The sequence below is a fragment of the Microcoleus anatoxicus genome, from assembly GCF_042465725.1.
Taxonomy (GTDB): Bacteria; Cyanobacteriota; Cyanobacteriia; order Cyanobacteriales; family Microcoleaceae; genus Microcoleus; species Microcoleus anatoxicus.
On the sequence record NZ_CP120853.1, the window covers coordinates 5054051 to 5073835 of the forward strand.

The 19785-nt window shown below is 44.5% G+C and carries 16 protein-coding genes; 10 read left to right on the top strand and 6 right to left on the bottom strand.

Going from position 1 to position 19785, the window contains the following annotated elements; all coding sequences use genetic code 11:
* Window positions 1–26 precede the first annotated feature (26 nt).
* A complete protein-coding gene (locus P2A85_RS21855) occupies window positions 27–1292 on the top strand; it encodes a glycosyltransferase family 4 protein (RefSeq protein ID WP_377475476.1) in 1266 nt (421 codons plus the stop codon).
* Here P2A85_RS21855 and P2A85_RS21860 read toward each other — a convergent pair.
* Window positions 1289–1975, bottom strand: coding sequence for an FkbM family methyltransferase (locus P2A85_RS21860; protein ID WP_377475478.1), 687 nt, complete (start codon window positions 1973–1975; stop codon window positions 1289–1291). The two genes, P2A85_RS21855 and P2A85_RS21860, sit on opposite strands and share 4 nt — an antisense overlap.
* Before the next feature lie 119 nt (window positions 1976–2094).
* On the opposite strand from P2A85_RS21860, the gene P2A85_RS21865 reads away from it, so the two are divergent.
* The 5 genes from P2A85_RS21865 to P2A85_RS21885 all read left to right on the top strand — a co-directional run bounded on the left by P2A85_RS21865 (window position 2095) and on the right by P2A85_RS21885 (window position 7540).
* On the top strand, window positions 2095–2976 hold the full coding sequence (locus P2A85_RS21865; protein WP_377475480.1) for a glycosyltransferase family 2 protein: 882 nt from the start codon (window positions 2095–2097) through the stop codon (window positions 2974–2976).
* A gap of 34 nt (window positions 2977–3010) precedes the next feature.
* Entirely contained in the window at window positions 3011–4168 is a 1158-nt protein-coding gene (locus P2A85_RS21870; RefSeq protein WP_377475482.1) for a glycosyltransferase family 4 protein, read from the top strand.
* 204 nt (window positions 4169–4372) lie between these two features.
* On the top strand, window positions 4373–5602 hold the full coding sequence (locus P2A85_RS21875; protein WP_377475484.1) for a glycosyltransferase family 4 protein: 1230 nt from the start codon (window positions 4373–4375) through the stop codon (window positions 5600–5602).
* Window positions 5603–5658: 56 nt separating this feature from the next.
* The gene (locus P2A85_RS21880) at window positions 5659–6741 is read left to right on the top strand and encodes an NAD-dependent epimerase/dehydratase family protein (RefSeq protein ID WP_377475485.1); all 1083 of its coding nucleotides are present in this window, start codon (window positions 5659–5661) and stop codon (window positions 6739–6741) included.
* Entirely contained in the window at window positions 6734–7540 is an 807-nt protein-coding gene (locus P2A85_RS21885) for a WecB/TagA/CpsF family glycosyltransferase (protein WP_377475486.1), read from the top strand. Before P2A85_RS21880 ends, P2A85_RS21885 begins: the two co-directional genes overlap by 8 nt.
* A gap of 383 nt (window positions 7541–7923) precedes the next feature.
* Here P2A85_RS21885 and P2A85_RS21890 read toward each other — a convergent pair whose 3' ends face one another.
* From P2A85_RS21890 to P2A85_RS21905, 4 genes are all read right to left on the bottom strand, one after another.
* A complete protein-coding gene (locus P2A85_RS21890; protein ID WP_377475488.1) occupies window positions 7924–9171 on the bottom strand; it encodes a glycosyltransferase in 1248 nt (415 codons plus the stop codon).
* Between the two features lie 721 nt (window positions 9172–9892).
* The gene (locus P2A85_RS21895; protein ID WP_377475489.1) at window positions 9893–10852 is read right to left on the bottom strand and encodes a DUF362 domain-containing protein; all 960 of its coding nucleotides are present in this window, start codon (window positions 10850–10852) and stop codon (window positions 9893–9895) included.
* Window positions 10853–10886: 34 nt separating this feature from the next.
* Entirely contained in the window at window positions 10887–11213 is a 327-nt protein-coding gene (locus tag P2A85_RS21900) for a hypothetical protein (RefSeq protein WP_377475490.1), read from the bottom strand.
* A gap of 121 nt (window positions 11214–11334) precedes the next feature.
* Window positions 11335–12756 carry an aspartate ammonia-lyase gene (locus tag P2A85_RS21905; RefSeq protein ID WP_377475492.1) on the bottom strand — a complete coding sequence of 474 codons (1422 nt, stop codon included), beginning with the start codon at window positions 12754–12756 and terminating at the stop codon, window positions 11335–11337.
* Window positions 12757–13179: 423 nt separating this feature from the next.
* Here P2A85_RS21905 and P2A85_RS21910 point away from each other — a divergent pair, with 423 nt between their 5' ends.
* From P2A85_RS21910 to P2A85_RS21925, 4 genes are all read left to right on the top strand, one after another.
* Window positions 13180–15300 (top strand): serine/threonine protein kinase, encoded by a 2121-nt coding sequence (locus P2A85_RS21910; protein ID WP_377475493.1) that lies wholly within the window; start codon window positions 13180–13182, stop codon window positions 15298–15300.
* Between the two features lie 105 nt (window positions 15301–15405).
* Window positions 15406–15747 (top strand): DUF2281 domain-containing protein, encoded by a 342-nt coding sequence (locus tag P2A85_RS21915; protein WP_377475494.1) that lies wholly within the window; start codon window positions 15406–15408, stop codon window positions 15745–15747.
* 247 nt (window positions 15748–15994) lie between these two features.
* On the top strand, window positions 15995–17197 hold the full coding sequence (locus P2A85_RS21920) for an iron-containing alcohol dehydrogenase family protein (RefSeq protein ID WP_377475495.1): 1203 nt from the start codon (window positions 15995–15997) through the stop codon (window positions 17195–17197).
* Between the two features lie 183 nt (window positions 17198–17380).
* On the top strand, window positions 17381–18562 hold the full coding sequence (locus P2A85_RS21925; protein WP_377475496.1) for an aspartate aminotransferase: 1182 nt from the start codon (window positions 17381–17383) through the stop codon (window positions 18560–18562).
* Window positions 18563–18620: 58 nt separating this feature from the next.
* On the opposite strand, the gene P2A85_RS21930 is transcribed toward P2A85_RS21925, so the two are convergent.
* Complete coding sequence (locus P2A85_RS21930; RefSeq protein WP_377475498.1) at window positions 18621–19766, bottom strand: hypothetical protein; 1146 nt, start codon at window positions 19764–19766, stop codon at window positions 18621–18623.
* Window positions 19767–19785: the final 19 nt, after the last annotated feature.

A 19785-nucleotide genomic window follows, 5' to 3' on the forward strand; every position in this document is an offset into this window, starting at 1 on the left:
CTAAATCTAGAGGACAGGCAAGGTAGATGAAGGTTGTAGTTCTTAATAGTTCTGATACGGTCGGTGGTGCAGCCCGCGCAGCTTATAGACTGCACGCAGGTTTGCAGGGGATTGGGGTGTCTTCCCAAATGCTGGTGAAAAATAAGATAAGTGGGGATGCAAATGTCATTGTGTCACAGGATGGGGTAGCCAACAAGTTTGATAAGATTATTTCGACTATATCAAATGCTCCATTACGGCTTTATCCTCAGAGAAATCCCGCCATATTTTCTCCTCAATGGTTGCCGGACTCCCTGGCTGCGAAGGTTGCCAAAATCCAACCAGATATTATTAATTTGCACTGGGTTTGTGGCGGGTATATGCAAGTAGAAACCATTCCGAAGTTTAATAAGCCCCTAGTCTGGACTCTCCATGATATGTGGCCTTTCACGGGTGGATGTCACTATAGCGAAGAGTGCGATCGCTATACTGAATCTTGCGGTAGCTGTCACCAACTCCACAGCAGCAAGGATGGGGATTTGTCGCGTTGGGTGTGGCACAGGAAAGCGAAAGCTTGGAAAAATCTTAACTTAACTTTGGTTAGCCCTAGTGCTTGGCTGGCGAAATGTGCTAGTTCTAGTGCTCTGTTTAAAGACGAGCGAGTTGAGGTAATTCCGAATGGGATTAATACTCAAAAGTACAAACCCATCAACCGGCAATGGGCTAGAGAAATCCTGAATTTACCTCAAGATAAACAAATTGTACTCTTTGGCGGTGCTAGCGGTACGGGCGATCGGTGGAAAGGATTTAACTTGCTGGTACCGGCTTTGCAAAGTCTCAGTAAATCTGGCTGGAACGATCGCATACAGTTGCTAGTTTTTGGCTCTTCGGGAGCAGCCAATCCGATTGAACTTGGTTTTAACACGCATTACTTAGGAAAATTCGCTGATGACGTTTCCCTAGCAATAGTTTATGCAGCAGCGGATGTTTTTGTGGCTCCTTCTGTTTACGATAATTTGCCGAATACGGTGATGGAAGCGGCCGCCTGTGGCATCCCCAGTGTCGGATTCAAGATTGGGGGAATGCCAGATTTGATCGAGCATGGCTCCAATGGCTACTTAGCTAAACCTTATGAAACAGAAGATTTAGCTACAGGTATTGCATGGGTACTAGAAAATCCCGATCGACACCAAAAACTCTGCACCAGGGCGCGCCAGAAAGTCGAACAAGAATTCACCTCAGACATACAAGCTCGCCGCTACTTGTCGCTGTTTTCTGAACTCGCCAGCGCCGCCAACAGTGCAGCCAATTAAACTAACTGTTTCCGCTGCTGTGGTGTCGCAAAAAAATGAGACTTTCTAAATAGTCCGTTTTCTTTAACAAACACCATATCTACCTGAGCCAACGCTCCATCGAGAGGGCGGATGTAACCTCCAAAAATATCGTAGGTGACGAATCCGCGCTCTTTCATATAACTCACAACATCGTATAATTGCGGGCCACCAACAAAGAATTGAAACAGGGATACTTCCAGTATGATTACTTCTGTATCCTCAAGCATCTGACGACAGCCATCTAAAACATTCAACTCGGCACCTTGGACATCAATTTTCAATAAATAAGGGGCTTTTAAGTTTTTTTCCCGGCACACATCATCGAGAACAACTAGAGGAATTTCTCTAGGTACACCGTCGGCCAGACTGCCTTCTGACTCGTTAAGAGTAGAAGATCCGTAGAGTTGAGGGTGAACATTAATCGTAATATTTCCCGCTTGAGCGCCCGCTCCGGCCATGATATACTGAGCATGGTATTTTTGACAAATTGCTTTTAAATTTTTCTCGTATTCGATCAAAGGCTCTACCAGTAAGAAGTTGGTTGTGGGAAACTTTTCGTACAATTCAAAAGTCCCGTAGGCAACGCCGACATCTATAACTGTTTCTGGTTGAAAACCCAACTCGATCAACCGATCGAGCATACCGTACATAGATGTTCTCATGCCTTTTCGCGGGACATCAAATCCCAGAGGCTTAAGCATTTGGTACGCTATTTTTTTGAGGAATTGCCTCATAATTTTTTCCAGACTACAATAATATTGAATGAAACTATTATAGATTGATGAAACCACACAGCACTATAGCGACAATCATAACTTGCCACAATCGCAAGCAAAAGACCTTAGCTAGTCTCGCGGCATTATTCAATCAGATACTACCAGCAGATGTATTGCTGGTGGTCTACTTAGTGGACGATGCCAGCACTGATGGTACTCCCGAAGCGGTGCAGGAGACTTATCCCCAGGTGAAATTGCTGGGCGGAGATGGGAATTTGTTTTGGAATGGGGGAATGCGACAAGGATTGGCGGAAGCGATGAAGCATGGTTATGACTACTACCTCTGGCTCAACGATGACACTGTACTGGAACCGTCGGCTGTGAACACTATGCTGGCAACCTCCAGAAACTTGGCCGAGCAAGGCCACAGGCGAGCGATTGCAGTGGGTTCTACTCGCGATGCGACAACTGGGGCGCTGACTTACGGGGGCTGGTTGCGGACTAGCTGGTGGCACCCTCTGCATTTTCGTCTGCTGGAACCGATCGCCGAAGCTCAACAGTGCAGTACAATGAACGGCAACTGCGTTTTGATACCGCGAGAGGTAGTTGAATTAGTGGGTAACTTAGACCCAGCTTTTATTCACAGCATGGGAGATATTGACTACGGTTTGCGATCGGTGCAACAAAATTGTACAGTTTGGGTAGTTCCCGGATACGTCGGAACCTGCTCGGCTAACCCGTCTGAGGGTAACTGCTGGGAAGACCCGAACATGAGTTTGCTCGATCGCTGGAAACAGGTAATGCAACCCAAAGGTTTTAGTCCCAAAGAGTCGAAAGTGCTCGTAGAGCGGCACACAAATATATTGTGGCCGATATATTGGCTGCTACCTTATTTGAGGTTGATTCTCACCTCAGTCCGCCGAGGGCCTTTAGGCTATCGTGGCTAATCAGCTCTACTCCTACAACTAAAAGGTGAATCGCATGGATGAAATCCGCGTCGCTTGGCTAGTCCCGGAAGTCGAATTGGGAGCTTACTGGCAGCCAGTATTGAGAGAATTTACCAAAGTATTTAAGAATACAGTTTTTTATACTGGTCGTGTTTGGTCTGGATTCGATCCGACGCTACCAGGAGCATCTTCGATTGTATTGGTAGGCGAGACTAAGTTTGTCGAAACGGAAAAGATTGAAACAGGGTACGATCGCGGTTTCATCGCCGTATCACCCAGTATCATCGGTCATTTGCTCAAATTTAGACCTCATGTAGTTTTTCCTCAAGCTTTTTCTTTGTGGACTGTGTTGGTGGTGCTTCTCAAACCTGTTTGTCGGTGGCGAATTGCCATTATTTATGATGGTAGTTCCCCGAACACAGATTTTCGAGATTCGAGTTTTCGGACATCTGTCAGACGCATATTAGCGAAGTTTGCTGATGCTTTTGTTTCTAACAGCGAAGCAGGAAAAAGATATTTGGTAGAAGCGCTGAATGTACCAGAAGCGGAAGTTTTCACCAGAACTTATTTAGTTCCAGATGCCGAAACGCTGCTGAAACCTTTGTCCACAACTAAGGTCAAAAAATTAGACCTCAAGCAGCCGATTTTTTTATATGTGGGGCGGATTACCGCCAGAAAAGGAATTAAGACGCTGTTAGAAGCTTGTGCTCTGCTCAAAAAACAAGGATATTCTGATTATACTTTACTGATTGTTGGCAAGGGAGACCAGCAGGAGGAATTGGAAAGTTTTATTAGAGAACAAGATTTTTACGAACAAGTAAAGTGGGTGGGATGGGTAGATTACGGAAGTTTGGGAACTTACTTTGACCAAGCTGATGTTTTTGTATTTCCTACTTTTGAGGATGTCTGGGGAATGGTTGTACCAGAAGCTATGGTGTTTGGGAAACCAGTATTGTGTTCAAATGGTGCTGCTTCCTGCGAATTGATTGTGTCAGGGGAAAACGGTTATGTTTTCGACCCTAGTCAGGCTCAGGATTTAGCAGAAAAAATGCAAGTTTTTCTAGATAATCCTGATTTGATTGAGTCGATGGGGGAGCGCTCCCGACAGCTAATTGCTCAAAAAAATCCTGAAACTGCGGCTAAAGGTTATGTCGAAGTTATATCTTTTTTAATGAAGTCAGTTGACAGTTGACAGCGCCGCCCTGCCCTTCGACTCCGCTGACTGAACCGCGGAGCGTCGCCCTGAGCGGAGCGTCGCCCTGAGCGGAGTCGAAGGGTCGAAGGGTCGAAGGGTTGACAGTTGACAGTTGTTACCAATAACCTTCTAAGCTCTGCCTCCAATGCCCAATGCCCAATGCCCAATGCCCAATTCCCAATTCCCAATTCCCAATTCCCAATGAAAGTTCTATTATCTGCTTTTGCTTGCGAACCAAATCTCGGCTCTGAAGAGGGAGTCGGATGGAATACTGTGCTCCAAGTTGCTAAATATCACGAGACTTGGGTATTTACTCGCACCTTTTGTCGATCGTACATAGAGGCAGAATTAGAACGCAATCCAGTCCCCAATTTACATTTTATTTATTTCGACCCCTTTGGGTGGAGCGAAGATTGGAAGGGGAAACAAGGATTGCTGCAACTTCATTACTATTTGTGGCAAATCTGGGCTTATTTTATCGCTCGGAAACTCGATCGCGCGATCGGTTTTGACATAGTACAGCACGTAACTTATGTGAAACATTGGTCTCCCAGCTTCCTGGCATTACTACCGCACCCTTTCATTTGGGGGCCTGTGGGGGGTGCAGAAGCAGCACCAAAGCCTTTTTGGCAAGATTTTAGCCGCCGGGGCAAAATTTACGAAACTCTCCGGGAATGGGCTCAAAGATTGGGGGAACGCGATCCGTTTGTAGGGCTGACGGCGCGTCGCAGTGTTGTCGCGTTAGCAACTACCGAAGAAACGGCTGCAAGACTCCGATTTCTGAAAGCAAAAAATGTGAAAATTTTCTCGCAAGTCGGTTTGTCGCAGCCGGAAATTCAAGCACTAGCACAATTCCCAACTCCCCCGGAACAACCCATTAGATTCATCAGTGTCGGTCGTCTCTTACACTGGAAAGGAGTGCACTTGGGACTCCGTGCATTTGCGGAGGCAAAGCTGGAACAATCGGAATACTGGATTGTGGGAGATGGTCCAGAAAGGCAGCGTTTGGAAACCTTGGCAACAGAATTGGGAATCAAAAACCAGGTTCATTTTTGGGGTTCTCTACCTCGTGGTGAAACTCTTTCTAAAATGGGGGAATCTCACGTTCTCCTTCACCCTAGTTTGCACGATTCTGGGGGTTTTGTCTGCACGGAAATGATGGGGATAGGTCGTCCGGTGATTTGTTTGGATTTGGGTGGTCCTGCTACTCAGGTCACTGCTGAAACGGGCATTAAAGTTCCGGCTACAGACCCCGATCGCGCTGTGGAAGGTTTAGCAGAAGCTATAGTGTGTTTAGGCAAAGATCCTTTAGGGCGATCGCGTTTGGGTGAAGCAGGTAGAAAGCGCGTCAAAGAAGTATATGATTGGGATGTTAAAGGTAAATTTTTTGCCCAATTGTGCCAAGATCTACTCGATCGAAAATCAGGATAACTTCTGATGTATTCGATCGCCAAAATATCAAACAATATTTGTGAGGAGGATAAAAATTGAGCGTTGCAATTATTACGGGTTCTGCGGGTTTAATTGGTTCTGAAGCCTGTAAATTCTTTGCTAAACAAGGCTTGGATATAGTCGGCATTGACAATAATATGCGCCAGTTCTTTTTTGGTGCAGATGGTTCTACAAATTGGAACCGCCAACAGCTAGAACAATCCTTGGGGACTAAGTATTACCACTTAGATATTGACATTCGCGACTATGAAGCAATTACCAATATCTTTCAGCGGTACGGCGAGTCGATCGAATTAGTAATTCACACCGCAGCCCAGCCGAGCCACGATTGGGCAGCCCGTGCTCCTAAAATAGATTTTACAGTCAATGCCAACGGCACGATAAATCTTTTAGAAGCAACTCGTTTGTACTGTCCCAAAGCCGTTTTCATTTTCACTTCTACCAACAAAGTATACGGCGATACACCAAACAAATTGCCTTTAGTAGAATTAGAACACAGGTGGGAAATTGCACCGGGTCATACTTACGAAGGGGGAATTCGGGAAGATATGTCCATCGACCAATGTTTGCACAGTTTGTTTGGTGCATCCAAAGTAGCTGCCGACATTTTAGTTCAAGAATACGGCCGCTATTTTAATATGAACACGGCTTGTTTTCGGGGAGGCTGTCTGACAGGCCCGAATCATTCAGGAGCTCAATTGCACGGCTTCCTGGCCTACTTAATGAAATGCGCGGTGACAGGAACTCCCTACACCGTTTTCGGATACAAAGGTAAGCAAGTCCGCGACAACATTCATAGCGCAGATTTAATTTCAGCATTTTATGAATTTTTCAAAGCTCCCAGAAGCGCACAGGTTTACAACACAGGAGGTGGCAGGTACAGCAATTGTTCTATGCTAGAAGCTATCGAAATGTGCGAGACAATTGCCGATCGCAAATTCAATTGGACCTATGCTGAAAGTAATCGCATAGGCGATCATATATGGTGGATTAGTGACAATGGAAAATTCGAGAGTCACTACCCAGATTGGAAAATGAAATATAACGTCAAACAAATTCTTCAGGAAATTTATGAATGTAACCACGACCGTTGGCTTAAAGAGGTGCCAAATGATTGACAAGGGTAAAAAGAATGTTCTGGGAATCTTAGTAAATGCGGTTGATTATAAAGCCGCAGTTAGCAAAATTATTGGCGCAGCCCGCGCCGGCCAACCAATGTCGGTTTCGGCTTTAGCGGTGCACGGCGTAATGACAGGAGTCCTTGACAGCACTCACCGCTATCGCCTCAATCACATCGACTTAGTATTGCCAGATGGACAACCAGTCAGATGGGCATTAAATTTGCTCTATAATACAGAATTGCCCGATCGCGTTTGCGGGCCGAATGCGATGTTAGAAATCTGCGAAAGTGCCGCCGCAGAAGGGTTGTCTATCTATTTATACGGCTCTAAACCTTGTGTGCTTGAGGCTTTATCTCAAAATCTTTGCCAGCGTTTTCCCAAGTTAATTATTGCGGGAATGCAGCCTTCTAAATTCAGGCAGACTACTACGGAAGAAAAACATCGCATCGCTCAGGAAATTCGCGCTAGCGGTGCAGCAATTACTTTTGTAGGTTTGGGGTGTCCCAGACAAGAAGTTTGGGCCTACGAATATCGCGATGAATTATCAATGCCTCTGATTGCTGTAGGTGCTGCTTACGATTTTCATTCAGGAAATTTGGCTAAATCTCCTGAGTTTTTAGGTAAGTTAGGTTTAGAATGGCTGTTTCGACTTGTCATGGAACCAGGGCGTCTTTGGCAGCGGTATGTTTTGTTGAATCCACTTTATATCTGGCTGTTTTTACTACAAGCCTTGAAATTAAAACAGTTCGATCCTAAAGATGCTACGCCACCTCTAACAGAAGTATTGTACGGTTAAATGTTCACAGGTGGTTGGAAATTGTGGGTTTTCCGAAGTAAAAAGTAAAAAGTCGAGATAATAACTAATTTGTTTGACTTTTGACTGTAAATTTGTCAGGGTGCTTATTAAAGATAAATCGATCAATTCCGGTTGTATCGGAATGATTTAACCACGAAGGCGCAAAGGACGCGAAGGAAGAGAAGAGAGAGTTTAATACAGGATGATGAAGAGAGGATTTGATGTAACCAAAATCAAATCCCATGGAAGTGCAAACAGTAGTCACCTCAAATACCCCCTTTAGATCTTAAGTCTGCCAAAGCCGACTTAATGGTAGTAATAGCGGTTTCAATCGCCACAGAATAAAGGGGGTAATCAGGGTAAATCGCTGAATTGAATATTTATTACGCAAAAATCGGATTTGCCTCTTCAGATAATCGACTTTCGGTAGCTTCTTCAGGCTGCTTTGATTGGGCAATCACCTGCTGCATATGTTCTACGCGAGCTTTAAAAGTCTTCTCAAAAGTATGCTTTTGAGCAAAATGAAGAGACTTGAACGACATAGACTTAATTGCTTCCCGCTGCTGGCTCAGTTGTGCAATTTTCTGCGCCATCATTTTAGGTTGATTCATTGGTACAACCCATCCGGTTTCGGACATGGCAGAAATTCCCTCGAATGCTTCGTTAGCATAGCCCACAATCGGCACTCCACAAGACATAGTTTCTATGTAAGTACAGGAAGGATCGCCCTGACGGTGACAGCAAACAAACAAATCAATATTCTGCTTCACAAAGGGGAAAAACTCTGTTTTAAAGTCTGGTACGCCGAGCATTTTCACCAAGTTCTGAAGTTGATTAGCTGCGATGGTCTTTTGCATCGTCTTTTCTAAATCGCCAGAACCGCTGATGAACAGTTCAAAGTTAACTTTCATTTGCTTCAGTTCTTGAGCAACCAAAAGTAAATGATCGGCTCCTTTCATTTTAACCAGGCGACCTGAAAACAACAAACGTAGAGGCCTATCTTGCAAGCTGTTTGCAGTGCGTTTTTCAATTTCCGCCTCTGTGGCTAACATATCCTCGCTAATCCGCGTGTCAAAGAAAAACAGTGGATTGCGATTGATATGCTTGTATGCTTCGTAGGTAGGAGTGCCGTTGCATTGCAAGCCATCTGCCATGACGATCGCCTTGCACTGCTTTTTTTCCTGATTGTATTCCCACAGCATTTTCCGCAAGCGCATCATCGGATTACTTGTAGTTACACTCGCAATTTGGTTGCGAGTTTTCAAAGTGTATTCAGAAACATAAATACACGGCACTCCCGCTAACTTACAGACTTGAGCAATATGGTTCTGTCGGTATCCCGGCACTGCTAATACTACAGAACTGTGGTGTTTTTTCAGTAAAGCTGGCGTAATTCCATCGAAAGAAATCACCTCTAAATTAAAAGGTAGTTCATTAATCTTGAACACTTTTTGATCGATATTGCCGTTCTCGAATTGGGATTCTTCCATCATCACAGTAATGGAACCATCCCAATAATTACTTAATTCAACGATCGCTTCTATTAGTTTACGGGTGAGTAAAACCTTACCATCTGGCAATAGTTTTGCTTGTAGAGGTTGTAGGATTGTCAGGTTGTTGTTAGTAGGCATATGCTAGATATTCCTTAGTTGTGATTTTTTATTGTCGATCTAGTAATCAATCCTTGGTGGAATTGAAAAAAACATCCATACCCATAAAAGATATCAACCGAATTTAGGTTTCCATCCCTGATACGAGAAGGGTTTCTGAAACTGTTTCAGAGCTTTGTAATACCGACAGATGGATAAAGCAACTGGATTAAATCTTTTACATTTAATAACAGCCATGTTTCCGATGGAATTGGGTTCGATGAACCCTCGAAGGCTAGGCGGTTAAAACCGCTAACATACCAGCTTTCGCTCGGATTCTATTGACTAATAAATAAAGGGGTTATTCAAGCCGGATTTAGTTGATATGTGGGGATTATCATGCAAGATAAGTATAATTGTCAATATACTTTTTTTATCTTTACTGAGTCTTTATAATTGAGCGCTAAATTATAAAGATTAGTGCAACTTCCCACTAACTCTAGTTCCAATTGACCGCAATTAGAAGTATTTATACCTAGATATTATCTCCCATTGCTGCCAGGTGGCAAAACACCACGACTCATTCACGAAGTCTCGATACAGTGATACAAATAGTTTAAACCATAGGATTTAGAACTGGCTTATTAAAGCTTAACATAAAATATATTTTATTTTCTAACATATGCGTCATATTTCTTCACAATTAACAGGGCGAAGCACAAGGCATAACAACAGAAAATTTTACCGATTCCTTTTCCGAGAGCTAATCGGAAGCCCGGATGCTGAACCTTTCTTTAATAAACCTGATATAAAGGTGTTTGAACGCCGACTTGACCACACGAGGCATACCAAAGTCGATCGGCATCATATTTTCCGGCAACTTCCAATCCCACACCTTGAGACTTTCCGGCTGCAACAGCGGAAAATCAATAGCCTCTAAATTCGAGCAAAGCCCCAACTTCATCGCCGCCACCACAGTCGGAACACTAGCGGGATTAGCATTAATAATTTCAACAATTGTTCTATCCAAAGCAAACACATCACTTGATGCGCCCAAAATTCCCAAAAACTTAGGTTCGCCGCCACTGGGCCCGTTACCTTCGTGACCAATAATCCCATCGAGAATAGTCAAATTTGGGTTAATCGTGCGTGCAGTTTCTACCAGCATTTCACCAAATCTAGCACTATCTTTACCAGCTTCCATGTGCCACCAAGCCTTCATTTTACCAGGAACACAGCCGAACAAGTTTTTCACACCCATGGTGACGGTTAATTGGACGTGAGATTTCAATTTGGGCAAATTAATTACCACATCTGCTTCCATGGCTTCCTTGCACAGCCGGAGATGATTGAAGTCATCGTTGACAGTTTCGTAACGTTTTCCATGAAATTCTACTACTGGCAAATTCAGTTCTTCTAGCAATGGCAAATAGCCGTTGGCTTTGGCAACACCCATCGCACTCCCAAAGGCTGGGCTGTCACCTAAAAACGGTTTTCCACCCGCTTCTATTACCATTTTTGCCACACAATAAACCAATTCTGGACGGGTGACGCATTCTTTGGTGGGGCGAGAACCTGTGAGGAGATTGGGTTTGAGGAGAACACGATCGCCCTTTTTGACAAAAGCTGACATTCCTCCCAAGGGTGCTATCAAGCTTTCTAAGGATTTTTGCAAGATTTGGCGATCGTAGGAATTAGCTCTAATTAAACTAACGGCAGGCATAATGTTATTAGTTGTTTGTTGTTGGCTATTTAAATTATGTATCCATTGGCAATCTGCCAGCAGATCCACGCTGCATGGTAGTAACTCGCTGGGAATTAGGGAATATGCCTTGACCTAGAAGTTCAGGAATTGCAGGTTTTATTTCCACTTTCACCACTCTGGATGTACAGATAAAAACCGTTTGGTCATTTAAATGAAAAGTCAACCAAGGTTGGTTTAATAAATTCACTACTTCCTCTTGAAAATCCCGTGCAGGCATAGGAATTGTAAACGTTTCTGCCTGACCTTCCACATAATGAAAGGTAACTTGGGTTGTATTCTCTCTATCAGGGACTAACTTACTAAAAGAACCTGCGCGCATAATAAATGTTGCTCCGAAACTTGACACTATCAAAGAATAACGTAAGGTGGAATTTCTGCTGTTAGATCCCCGACTTATTAAAAAAGTTGGGGATCTGAGGATTCGGTGTTTTAAGTTGAACTTACTTAGCAGAATATGTGGGCATCGCACTCATTTTCTCTAAGTCTAGAACTTTTGCCAAGTCTTCTGCACTCATTAAACCGCGTTCTAGCACAATTTGCCGCAAAGATTTGCCAGTTTCTAGGGATTCTTTGGCGACAGCGGCGGCGTTGAGATAACCGATGTGGGTGTTGAGGGCGGTAACGAGGGCGAGACTACCTTCAGCATAAGCGAGACATCGATCGCCCTTAGCTTCAATTTTTGCCAGACATTTGGTACTCAGAGCACTAATCGTATTGCCCAAAATTTCGATGCTATGAATCAGATTGTAGGCGATCAGGGGCATCATCACGTTCAACTCCAATTGTCCTGCTTGGGCACAAAGGGCGATCGCACTATCATAACCCATGACTTGAAAACAAACCATCGAAGTCATTTCCGCCATCACAGGATTGTATTTTCCCGGCATAATTGACGAACCAGGTTGCACCGGAGGCAGTTGAATTTCTTTCAAACCCGTTTTCGGTCCTGAGTCCATCAAACGCAAGTCATGGGACATTTTAACGCAATCTTGAGCCAGATTTCGCAGTGAACCAGACACATTTACAAACGGCGACATACTCTGCATAGCCGCCATTAAATGTGTCGCTGGTTTCAGAGGTTTATCAATTAATGTCGAGAGAATTTCAGCAACTTTTTGACAATATTCAGGATGAGTATTTAAGCCAGTACCCACCGCACTGCCACCCAATCCCAAGGATGTCAAATCCCCCGATGCAGTTTGAATTCTCAAGGTATGTTCTCTGAGAATTTGAGCCCAAGCGCCGAAGGTTTCACCGAGTCGCACAGGCACTGCATCTTGCATATGAGTGCGGCCGGATTTTACAATATCTTGAAATTCTGTGGCTTTGCTTTCTAGGGCGGCTATGGCCTTCGACAAAGCCGGCAACAAAGTTTTTTCCAGCGCCAACAATCCGCCAATCCGAATCGCCGTCGGAATCACATCATTGGTCGATTGTCCATAGTTTACATGATCGTTCGGACTAACGCGCTTGTAGTTGCCTTTTTCATCACCCATAATTTCCAAAGCGCGATTAGAAAGAACTTCATTAACATTCATGTGGTGAGAAGTTCCTGCCCCAGCTTGATAGACATCAACTACAAATTGATCGCGCAATTTACCGGCTAGGATTTCGTCGGCTGCTTGGACAATGGCTTGACTGATATCTTGCGGAATGCAGCCTAGTTCACCATTGGCGATCGCCGTAGCTTTCTTAATTAAAACACAAGCATCAACATAAGTCGATAAAGGCTGAATCCCGCTAATCGGAAAATTTTCGATAGCCCGCAGAGTTTGGATGCCATAATAGACATTTGATGGGATTTGTTTGTCTCCCATCGAGTCGCTTTCGGTGCGGTAGGTTGCAGTTGGCTGTTCAGTCATTCGATTTTAGATTTTAGCTTTTAGATTTTAGATTATCGCACGTTTATACCAATTTAATGTGAAGTTGCACAGATCTCGATCCCCCTCGCATCCCCCTTAAGAAGGGGGACGAAAGAGAAGAATCTTGTCCCCCCCTTATTAAGGGGGGCTAGGGGGGATCAGATTCTATGCAGCATCATAAAAAATTGGTATTAGAGGTAGTTTAATTAGTCCTGGACGCATAAATACCCAAGAAACCGGGTTTTTCACCAGTATTCAAGCTTCAAATACAGTATGTCCGTAAAAAACCCGGTTTCTGCGTCTAGGCTATCAATGCTGAAATTCAATCTAAAAAGCAACCAGTGCAGAATATCTGGCAGCCATCCGAATTATACTTTCCAACATCCTGCTACACTATTAATAACCGCATCCTCACCCACATTTATGTTCGCAAAAGCAATCCTCGCCATCGCGCCCTACATATTGGAAGTGCTCTCACCCATCGCTAGAAACATCGGCTACAAACTAGGAGAAGCCTTCGGCAATAACTCTCAAAAGTACCGAAATATCCTGATTCCCTCTCCCAATAATTCATCTGATTCGACTGAGATAGAGCAAGCAAAACAGCGTTATTCCCAAGAAATGCTGGAATACGCGAAAGCGAAAGATGCCAGAGATAACGAATTGTTAAAGCTGACAATAGCACAAACGGCACGTCGCATTGAGTTGCAGGAACAGCAACAGCAAGATAGACTGAAGCTGTCAGCCTTGCAGCGGGATTTGATGCGGGAATTGCAAGCAAAGGATATTCAGGTAAAGCTGACTGAAATTCAAACAATTTGGGATAAAGATACTTGGTTTTCTAAGTTGAATCGAGAGGAAACTAAGCAAATTTTACTTCAGCAGCAACATCGCCTCTTAATCTTACTATCACCGCCCAAAATTAGCAAGCGATGCCCGGAAACTTTCTGTGAAGATTTGCCAATTGAGATGAGAAGTGTGGGAGATTTTCTCAGACAGCATTATCCTCAACAGGATGTCTTACGCCCGGTTAAGTTTTATAGCGACTATTTCACTGAGTCGATTGGTGATATTGATGTGGAACGCTTGCAGCGAATTTTATCTCCGGTTCCGACTACAATTTTATATAGCGATATCAGCGATTATGCGGTAACTTTTCGCGTCGGCTTTTGGGGATTCCTCAATAATCAGGAAGTGTCCCTGTTTTCTACCAAAGTTTTTGACTGGGAAGAGGCAAAAGATGCACTTTTAGCATCTGGGATAAGTGAGAAAAAAGCCCTCCGTATGATTCGGCAGTTGATTGTGGCGATTCACAAGTTGCTGGCGGGATTTTTAGCAGATTTGTATTATCTGAATATTGACCCCTGCTATGAACCTCTGTTGTTTAATTTAAAGGATGAATTGGCTGAAGATGGGTTGGCAGAAGAATGGGTGAAACCTTATTTTGATATTCTTCAGGATATTCAGCGGCGACAGGGAGAACAGTATGAAGAGGAGTTGAAAAAGCTGATTGAGCAAGTAGAAGCGGAACGTCTATCTCAAGCATCTGCCAAAGCTGAAGCACAACGCAAACAACAAATAGAAGAAGCAGCCAAAGCTGAAGCACAACTTAAACAACAAATACAAGAAAAAATCATTAGAAAAGCTTACTCCTTCAAATGTGTAAAAACTCTTAATGGCGTAGGTATGTCATCTGTTGATTGCGTAGTTATTAGTCCCGATGGCAAGACTTTTGCTAGTACCTACAGCAGTGCCAATTTCAGCCAACTTTGGAATCTCCATACAGGAGAGCTGATTCGTAATTTCTCAGGGCATTCAGTTGCGGTTTATTGCGTTGCTATTAACCCGAATGGAAAAATTTTAGCTAGTGGAAGTTATGACAGACAAATTAAGCTATGGAATCTGGAAACTGGACAAGAATTTAGAACCATACAGGGTCACTCATCTTTAATTAGGTCTCTTGCTTTTAGTCCAGACGGAGAAACTCTTGCTAGTGGCAGTCAAGACCATACTATCAAACTGTGGAATCTGAAAAACGGGCAGGAAATTCGCACTCTCCCTAGGCATTCATCCTCGGTTAATTCTGTCGCCATCAGCCCGGATGGACAAACTATTGCTAGTGGTAGTGGAGACAAAACTATTCAACTGTGGAATCTAAAAAATGGGCACACAATTTGCAGTCTTAGAGGGCATTCATCCTCGGTTTCTTCTGTTACAATCAGCCCGGATGGACAAACTATTGCTAGTGGCAGTTATGACCATACTCTCAAGCTTTGGAATCTGAAAACTGGCCAGGAAATTCGCACTCTCCCTAGGCATTCAGACTATGTTAATTCTGTCGCCATCAGCCCGGATGGACAAATTCTTGCTAGTGGTAGTGGAGACAACACTATCAAGCTTTGGAATCTGAAAACCGGAGAGGAAATTCGCACTCTCACAGGGCATTCAGCCAAGGTTAATTCGGTCAGTTTTAGCCCGGATGGAAACACTCTGGTTAGTGGCAGTTTTGATGGGAGGATTAAGATTTGGCGGTGTGATGGGTGAAGTAACAGGGAAAGATGAAAATTATGGCGCGATTTGCAAGTATGGTTCTACAAAACTTGACTGCGTGAGAAATAAACCTAGAAACACTTAAGGAAGGTAATTCAAATGGCAGAAACAATTAATTTTGAGCAAGCAGTGTTAGAGAATCTGCGACAGTTGCCAACGGAAAAACAACAAGAAGTGCTCGACTTTGCACAATTCCTCGTGCAAAAAGCGTCACAGAAAAAGCAGTTACCCAGCGAAAGTTCTGAGTCTAACAGTTCGTCAGCAACCGCACCTACTCTCAAGCTATCACTTAGAGAAATTGCTAGCCTGCCAATAGCAGAACGCCATAAAATACTAGCACCATTTATACCTGCTACAGCCGAAGATTTTTTGACCGATCTTGAATTAACCGAGTTTTCCGTACTCGATGGCGAAGACTGGGAGGCTGAGTATGACTGCTAACCCAAAACGAGGAGAGATTTGGCTGGTACAACTCGATCCAACCCTCCTGACAAGAAATTCAGAAAACACGTCCTGCGGTTGTGATTAGTTCTGAAATGTTTGGCTCTCCTCAAATCCCCTTTCCCATCTTCCAACCCCGCACAATACTTAACAAAAACTTGAGAAAACCACGACCGTTGCCAAAGCCTTGTTAGAGTTATCCTATAAGTCCACTAATTCCACAACTCGTCACTACGCTCCCAGCTCAATGACTCAAACCTCTACCTCAACCAAAACCGACACATCACTATTATCCTTGACAATTGCCCCCGCTTGTGTATTGCGGGGTCAAAATGCCCTAGCCCGATCGCGAGAGGCGATCGCCCGTCTCGGAAAACGCCCCCTCATCGTCGGCGGTAGCAACTCCCTAGCCATCGCCAAACCTTTCCTGCAACCAATCCTCCAAGGCGCTGAGGCGGACACGGGGGCACGGGCGGGCACGGGGGCACGGGCGGGCACGCACCATCCACCGCCCCTACAGTTTGCTGAAATAGCCTACGGTACAGATTGCAGCGAAATGAGTTTGGCAAACCTCCGTGAAGCAGCCGCCACCCATGAAGCCGATTTCATCATCGGGGTTGGTGGCGGCAAGGCCTTAGATGCAGCCAAACTCCTAGCCTATCAGTGCCAAATCCCGATCGCCACAATTCCCACCTCCGCAGCCACCTGCGCCGCTTGGACAGCCCTTTCTAACATCTATTCAGAACAAGGTGCCTTCCAATACGATGTTACATTAGCCAGATGTCCAGATTTACTGATACTAGACTACGACTTGATTCAAACCGCCCCCCAGCGGACATTAGTAGCAGGAATTGGAGATGCGATCGCCAAATGGTACGAAGCCTCAGTCAGCAGCGGACACTCCGAACAAACCATGATCGTTTCGGCAGTTCAACAAGCTAGAATATTGCGAGATATCCTATTTCAAAAATCGGCGATCGCCCTCCAAGAACCCGGTAGCGAAACCTGGCAAGAAGTGACAGATGCCGTTGTATTATTAGCAGGAGTAATTGGCGGCATAGGGGGTGCTCAATGTCGCACCGTCGCCGCCCACGCCGTCCACAACGGCCTAACTCATCTATTAGCAAGTCACGGAACATTGCACGGCGAAAAAGTTGCCTACGGCATTTTAGTCCAACTGCGACTAGAAGAAATGCTGCAAAACAATCAACTGGCGGCCACAGCCAGACAGCAACTGTTAAAATTCTACGGCGAGATTGGATTACCCCAAACTTTAGACAGTCTAGGACTTGGAGACATTAGCCTAACAGAATTGCAGCGCTCCGCCGAAATAGCTTGCAATCCCAACTCCGACATCCACAGACTACCGTTCAAAGTAGTTCCCGAACAATTAATGGCAGCGATGGTTTCTACCACCGCACCTGTGGGAGAATTAAAAGTCAAGAATTAACAGCCTTCAAAAGTCAAGACTTTAGTCCTCGATCGAGTAAACCTTTGAGGACTAAAGTCCTGACTACCAACCCAGAAAAATGACAAGGGTTAGTAGTCAGGATTATAGTCCTCGATCGACTAAACTTTTAAATAGTACAGTTTTGACCAAAAACAACTAACACTAACAACTGATAACAAACTAATGACCTTGGATTGGATTAGCCCTGCTGACAGATTGCAAACACTGCCACCCTATGTATTTGCCCGTCTCGACGAACTCAAAGCCCGTGCCCGCGAACAAGGACTAGACTTAATAGACTTGGGAATGGGAAACCCAGACGGTGCGACTCCCCAGCCAGTAGTAGATGCCGCCGTCGCAGCCATCCAAAATCCAGCAAATCATGGCTATCCACCCTTTGAAGGAACAACAAGTTTTCGCCGTACCATTACCAAATGGTACAGCCGCCGCTACAACGTTGAACTAGATCCAGAAAGCGAAGCATTACCTTTATTGGGTTCCAAAGAAGGTTTAGCGCACTTTGCGATGACTTACATCAATCCAGGGGATGTAATATTAGTACCAAGTCCTGCTTATCCCGTATTATTTCGCGGCCCGATTATCGCCGGCGCAAAAGTTCACAACATCATCCTCAAACCAGAAAACAACTGGGTAATTGACTTAGCCGACATTCCCGATAGCGTAGCCCAACAAGCCAAAATACTCTATTTCAATTATCCCAGTAATCCGACTGGAGCAACTGCACCCCGCGAATTTTTCAAAGACGTTGTGGCCTTCGCGCACAAACATCAAATATTGTTAGTTCATGACTTATGTTATGCCGAATTAGCCTTTGACGGCTATCAACCGACAAGTTTATTAGAAATTCCCGGCGGCAAAGAAATCGGTGTCGAATTTCACACGATGTCAAAAACCTACAATATGGCTGGTTGGCGAGTCGGTTTTGTGGTAGGAAATAGCAAGATTATCCAAGGTTTACGGACCTTAAAAACTAACCTAGATTACGGTATATTTTCCGCCTTGCAAACAGCGGCAGAAACCGCACTGCAATTGCCGGATAGTTACTTGCAAGAAGTGCAGAATCGTTACAGCACTCGCCGGGATTTTATGGTTGCAGGATTAGCTGAATTAGGGTGGAATATTCCTAAACCTCTGGCTGCTATGTATCTTTGGGTTCCTTGTACTCGCGGCATGAGTTCGACTGATTTTGCGCTGAATGTTTTGCAGCAAACTGGTGTTGTAGTGACTCCTGGCCATGCTTTTGGACCTGGTGGCGAAGGATATGTGAGAATTAGTTTGATTGCAGATTGCGATCGGCTGGGAGAAGCCCTGCGTCGCATGAAAGAAGCAAACATTCGATATTAGTTATTGGTTATTTGGAATTGGGCGGAGATTCGCTTCGCCCTATCCCAATTCCCAATAACTACGCTCTTTTAATTTCTGCAACCACCCAATCAAAAATTTCGATAACTTGCTTGAGGTCTGATTCATCTTGTAAAGTAAACAAAGCCAGACTAGGCGATCGCACCTCCCCAGGTTCTGTCGGTAGCGACAGTCCAATCGAACTAAACTTGTTCCTCAGTTCCAGCCAGTTTTCCTCCAGATTAAACGGCCACTGCGAACCGTAATTGTGAGCCAAAATCTCCATTTTTCCAGCAATATTAACCGTAAACAACTGATAGGGTTTTTTTCCCTTTAGATGTAAGTGAGCCGCAAAGCCTCCATAGGTGTCCCCCGTGCCCCACTGAATATCCATTTCCGGTGCTTGATTTTTCACCCAAACATAAATCTCTTTTGCCATTTGCGCCTCTTCTGCGCCCCGTCTCGCTTTCAGTTCTGCAAAAAATGACGATTCATCCCAGCGTCTTCTTTCCCGCGTTGCACTCGATTTTTTCTGCTGTGCTTCTGCTGTCTGACCGATAATTCTCGGAACCAAAGTTCTGAGACCATCTTCACTTACATATTGCTTAATTTCCAGGGCAAAAACTTCAACCGGGTCCATTTGTTCGTTGAGAAATTCCACCACCCGGCGCATTTCAGCAGAAATCTCCTCAGCTACAAAAACCAAACGGATTTTACCAGCTTGTAAATTAGTTTTCACCTTCTGCCAAAACAGATCTTCATTGGCATCCGCACCGAGAAATTCCTCAAAAATCTGTTCTGGATCGCGACCCCGATCGCGACAATTAGCTTCAAAAAAAGCAATGATTGAATCTATGGGCCAATAAACTACGGCATTAGCAGCATAGTCGATCGACTGACCCAAAACTTGTTGTCGGAGAGCAGCATTAGGAGTGCGCCTGACATCCACCAAAGTAGGCACTGCATTTTGGTCGATAAATAAATGATCCAGAGACCACTGCACGGCTGTTTCCTCATCACTAGGCACTAAAACTTCCCGCGAAATCAACAACCACTTCCGCGCTGTAGCCCGATCTATTTGGTCTCCAGCAATCAGATTAGGATAAGTTACAAGCAAGTCTTGTAACTGATCTTCTGAATCATAGGGCTGTTCCATCATTTCCAGCAGCCTGTCGTCATCCTGAATCAGATAAATACCTCCAGCCATGCACGCTCACCTAATTAAT

Bases quoted from the DNA above. Each gene is read 5' to 3' on its own strand.
- P2A85_RS21865 (WP_377475480.1), top strand. From the start codon at position 2,095: ATGAAACCACACAGCACTATAGCGACAATCATAACTTGCCACAATCGC.
- P2A85_RS21905 (WP_377475492.1), bottom strand. From the start codon at position 12,756: ATGACTGAACAGCCAACTGCAACCTACCGCACCGAAAGCGACTCGATG.
- P2A85_RS21925 (WP_377475496.1), top strand. From the start codon at position 17,381: ATGACCTTGGATTGGATTAGCCCTGCTGACAGATTGCAAACACTGCCA.
- P2A85_RS21920 (WP_377475495.1), top strand. From the start codon at position 15,995: ATGACTCAAACCTCTACCTCAACCAAAACCGACACATCACTATTATCC.
- P2A85_RS21895 (WP_377475489.1), bottom strand. From the start codon at position 10,852: ATGCCTGCCGTTAGTTTAATTAGAGCTAATTCCTACGATCGCCAAATC.
- P2A85_RS21890 (WP_377475488.1), bottom strand. From the start codon at position 9,171: ATGCCTACTAACAACAACCTGACAATCCTACAACCTCTACAAGCAAAA.
- P2A85_RS21930 (WP_377475498.1), bottom strand. From the start codon at position 19,766: ATGGCTGGAGGTATTTATCTGATTCAGGATGACGACAGGCTGCTGGAA.
- P2A85_RS21915 (WP_377475494.1), top strand. From the start codon at position 15,406: ATGGCAGAAACAATTAATTTTGAGCAAGCAGTGTTAGAGAATCTGCGA.
- P2A85_RS21855 (WP_377475476.1), top strand. From the start codon at position 27: ATGAAGGTTGTAGTTCTTAATAGTTCTGATACGGTCGGTGGTGCAGCC.
- P2A85_RS21875 (WP_377475484.1), top strand. From the start codon at position 4,373: ATGAAAGTTCTATTATCTGCTTTTGCTTGCGAACCAAATCTCGGCTCT.
- P2A85_RS21860 (WP_377475478.1), bottom strand. From the start codon at position 1,975: ATGAGAACATCTATGTACGGTATGCTCGATCGGTTGATCGAGTTGGGT.
- P2A85_RS21900 (WP_377475490.1), bottom strand. From the start codon at position 11,213: ATGCGCGCAGGTTCTTTTAGTAAGTTAGTCCCTGATAGAGAGAATACA.
- P2A85_RS21885 (WP_377475486.1), top strand. From the start codon at position 6,734: ATGATTGACAAGGGTAAAAAGAATGTTCTGGGAATCTTAGTAAATGCG.
- P2A85_RS21870 (WP_377475482.1), top strand. From the start codon at position 3,011: ATGGATGAAATCCGCGTCGCTTGGCTAGTCCCGGAAGTCGAATTGGGA.
- P2A85_RS21910 (WP_377475493.1), top strand. From the start codon at position 13,180: ATGTTCGCAAAAGCAATCCTCGCCATCGCGCCCTACATATTGGAAGTG.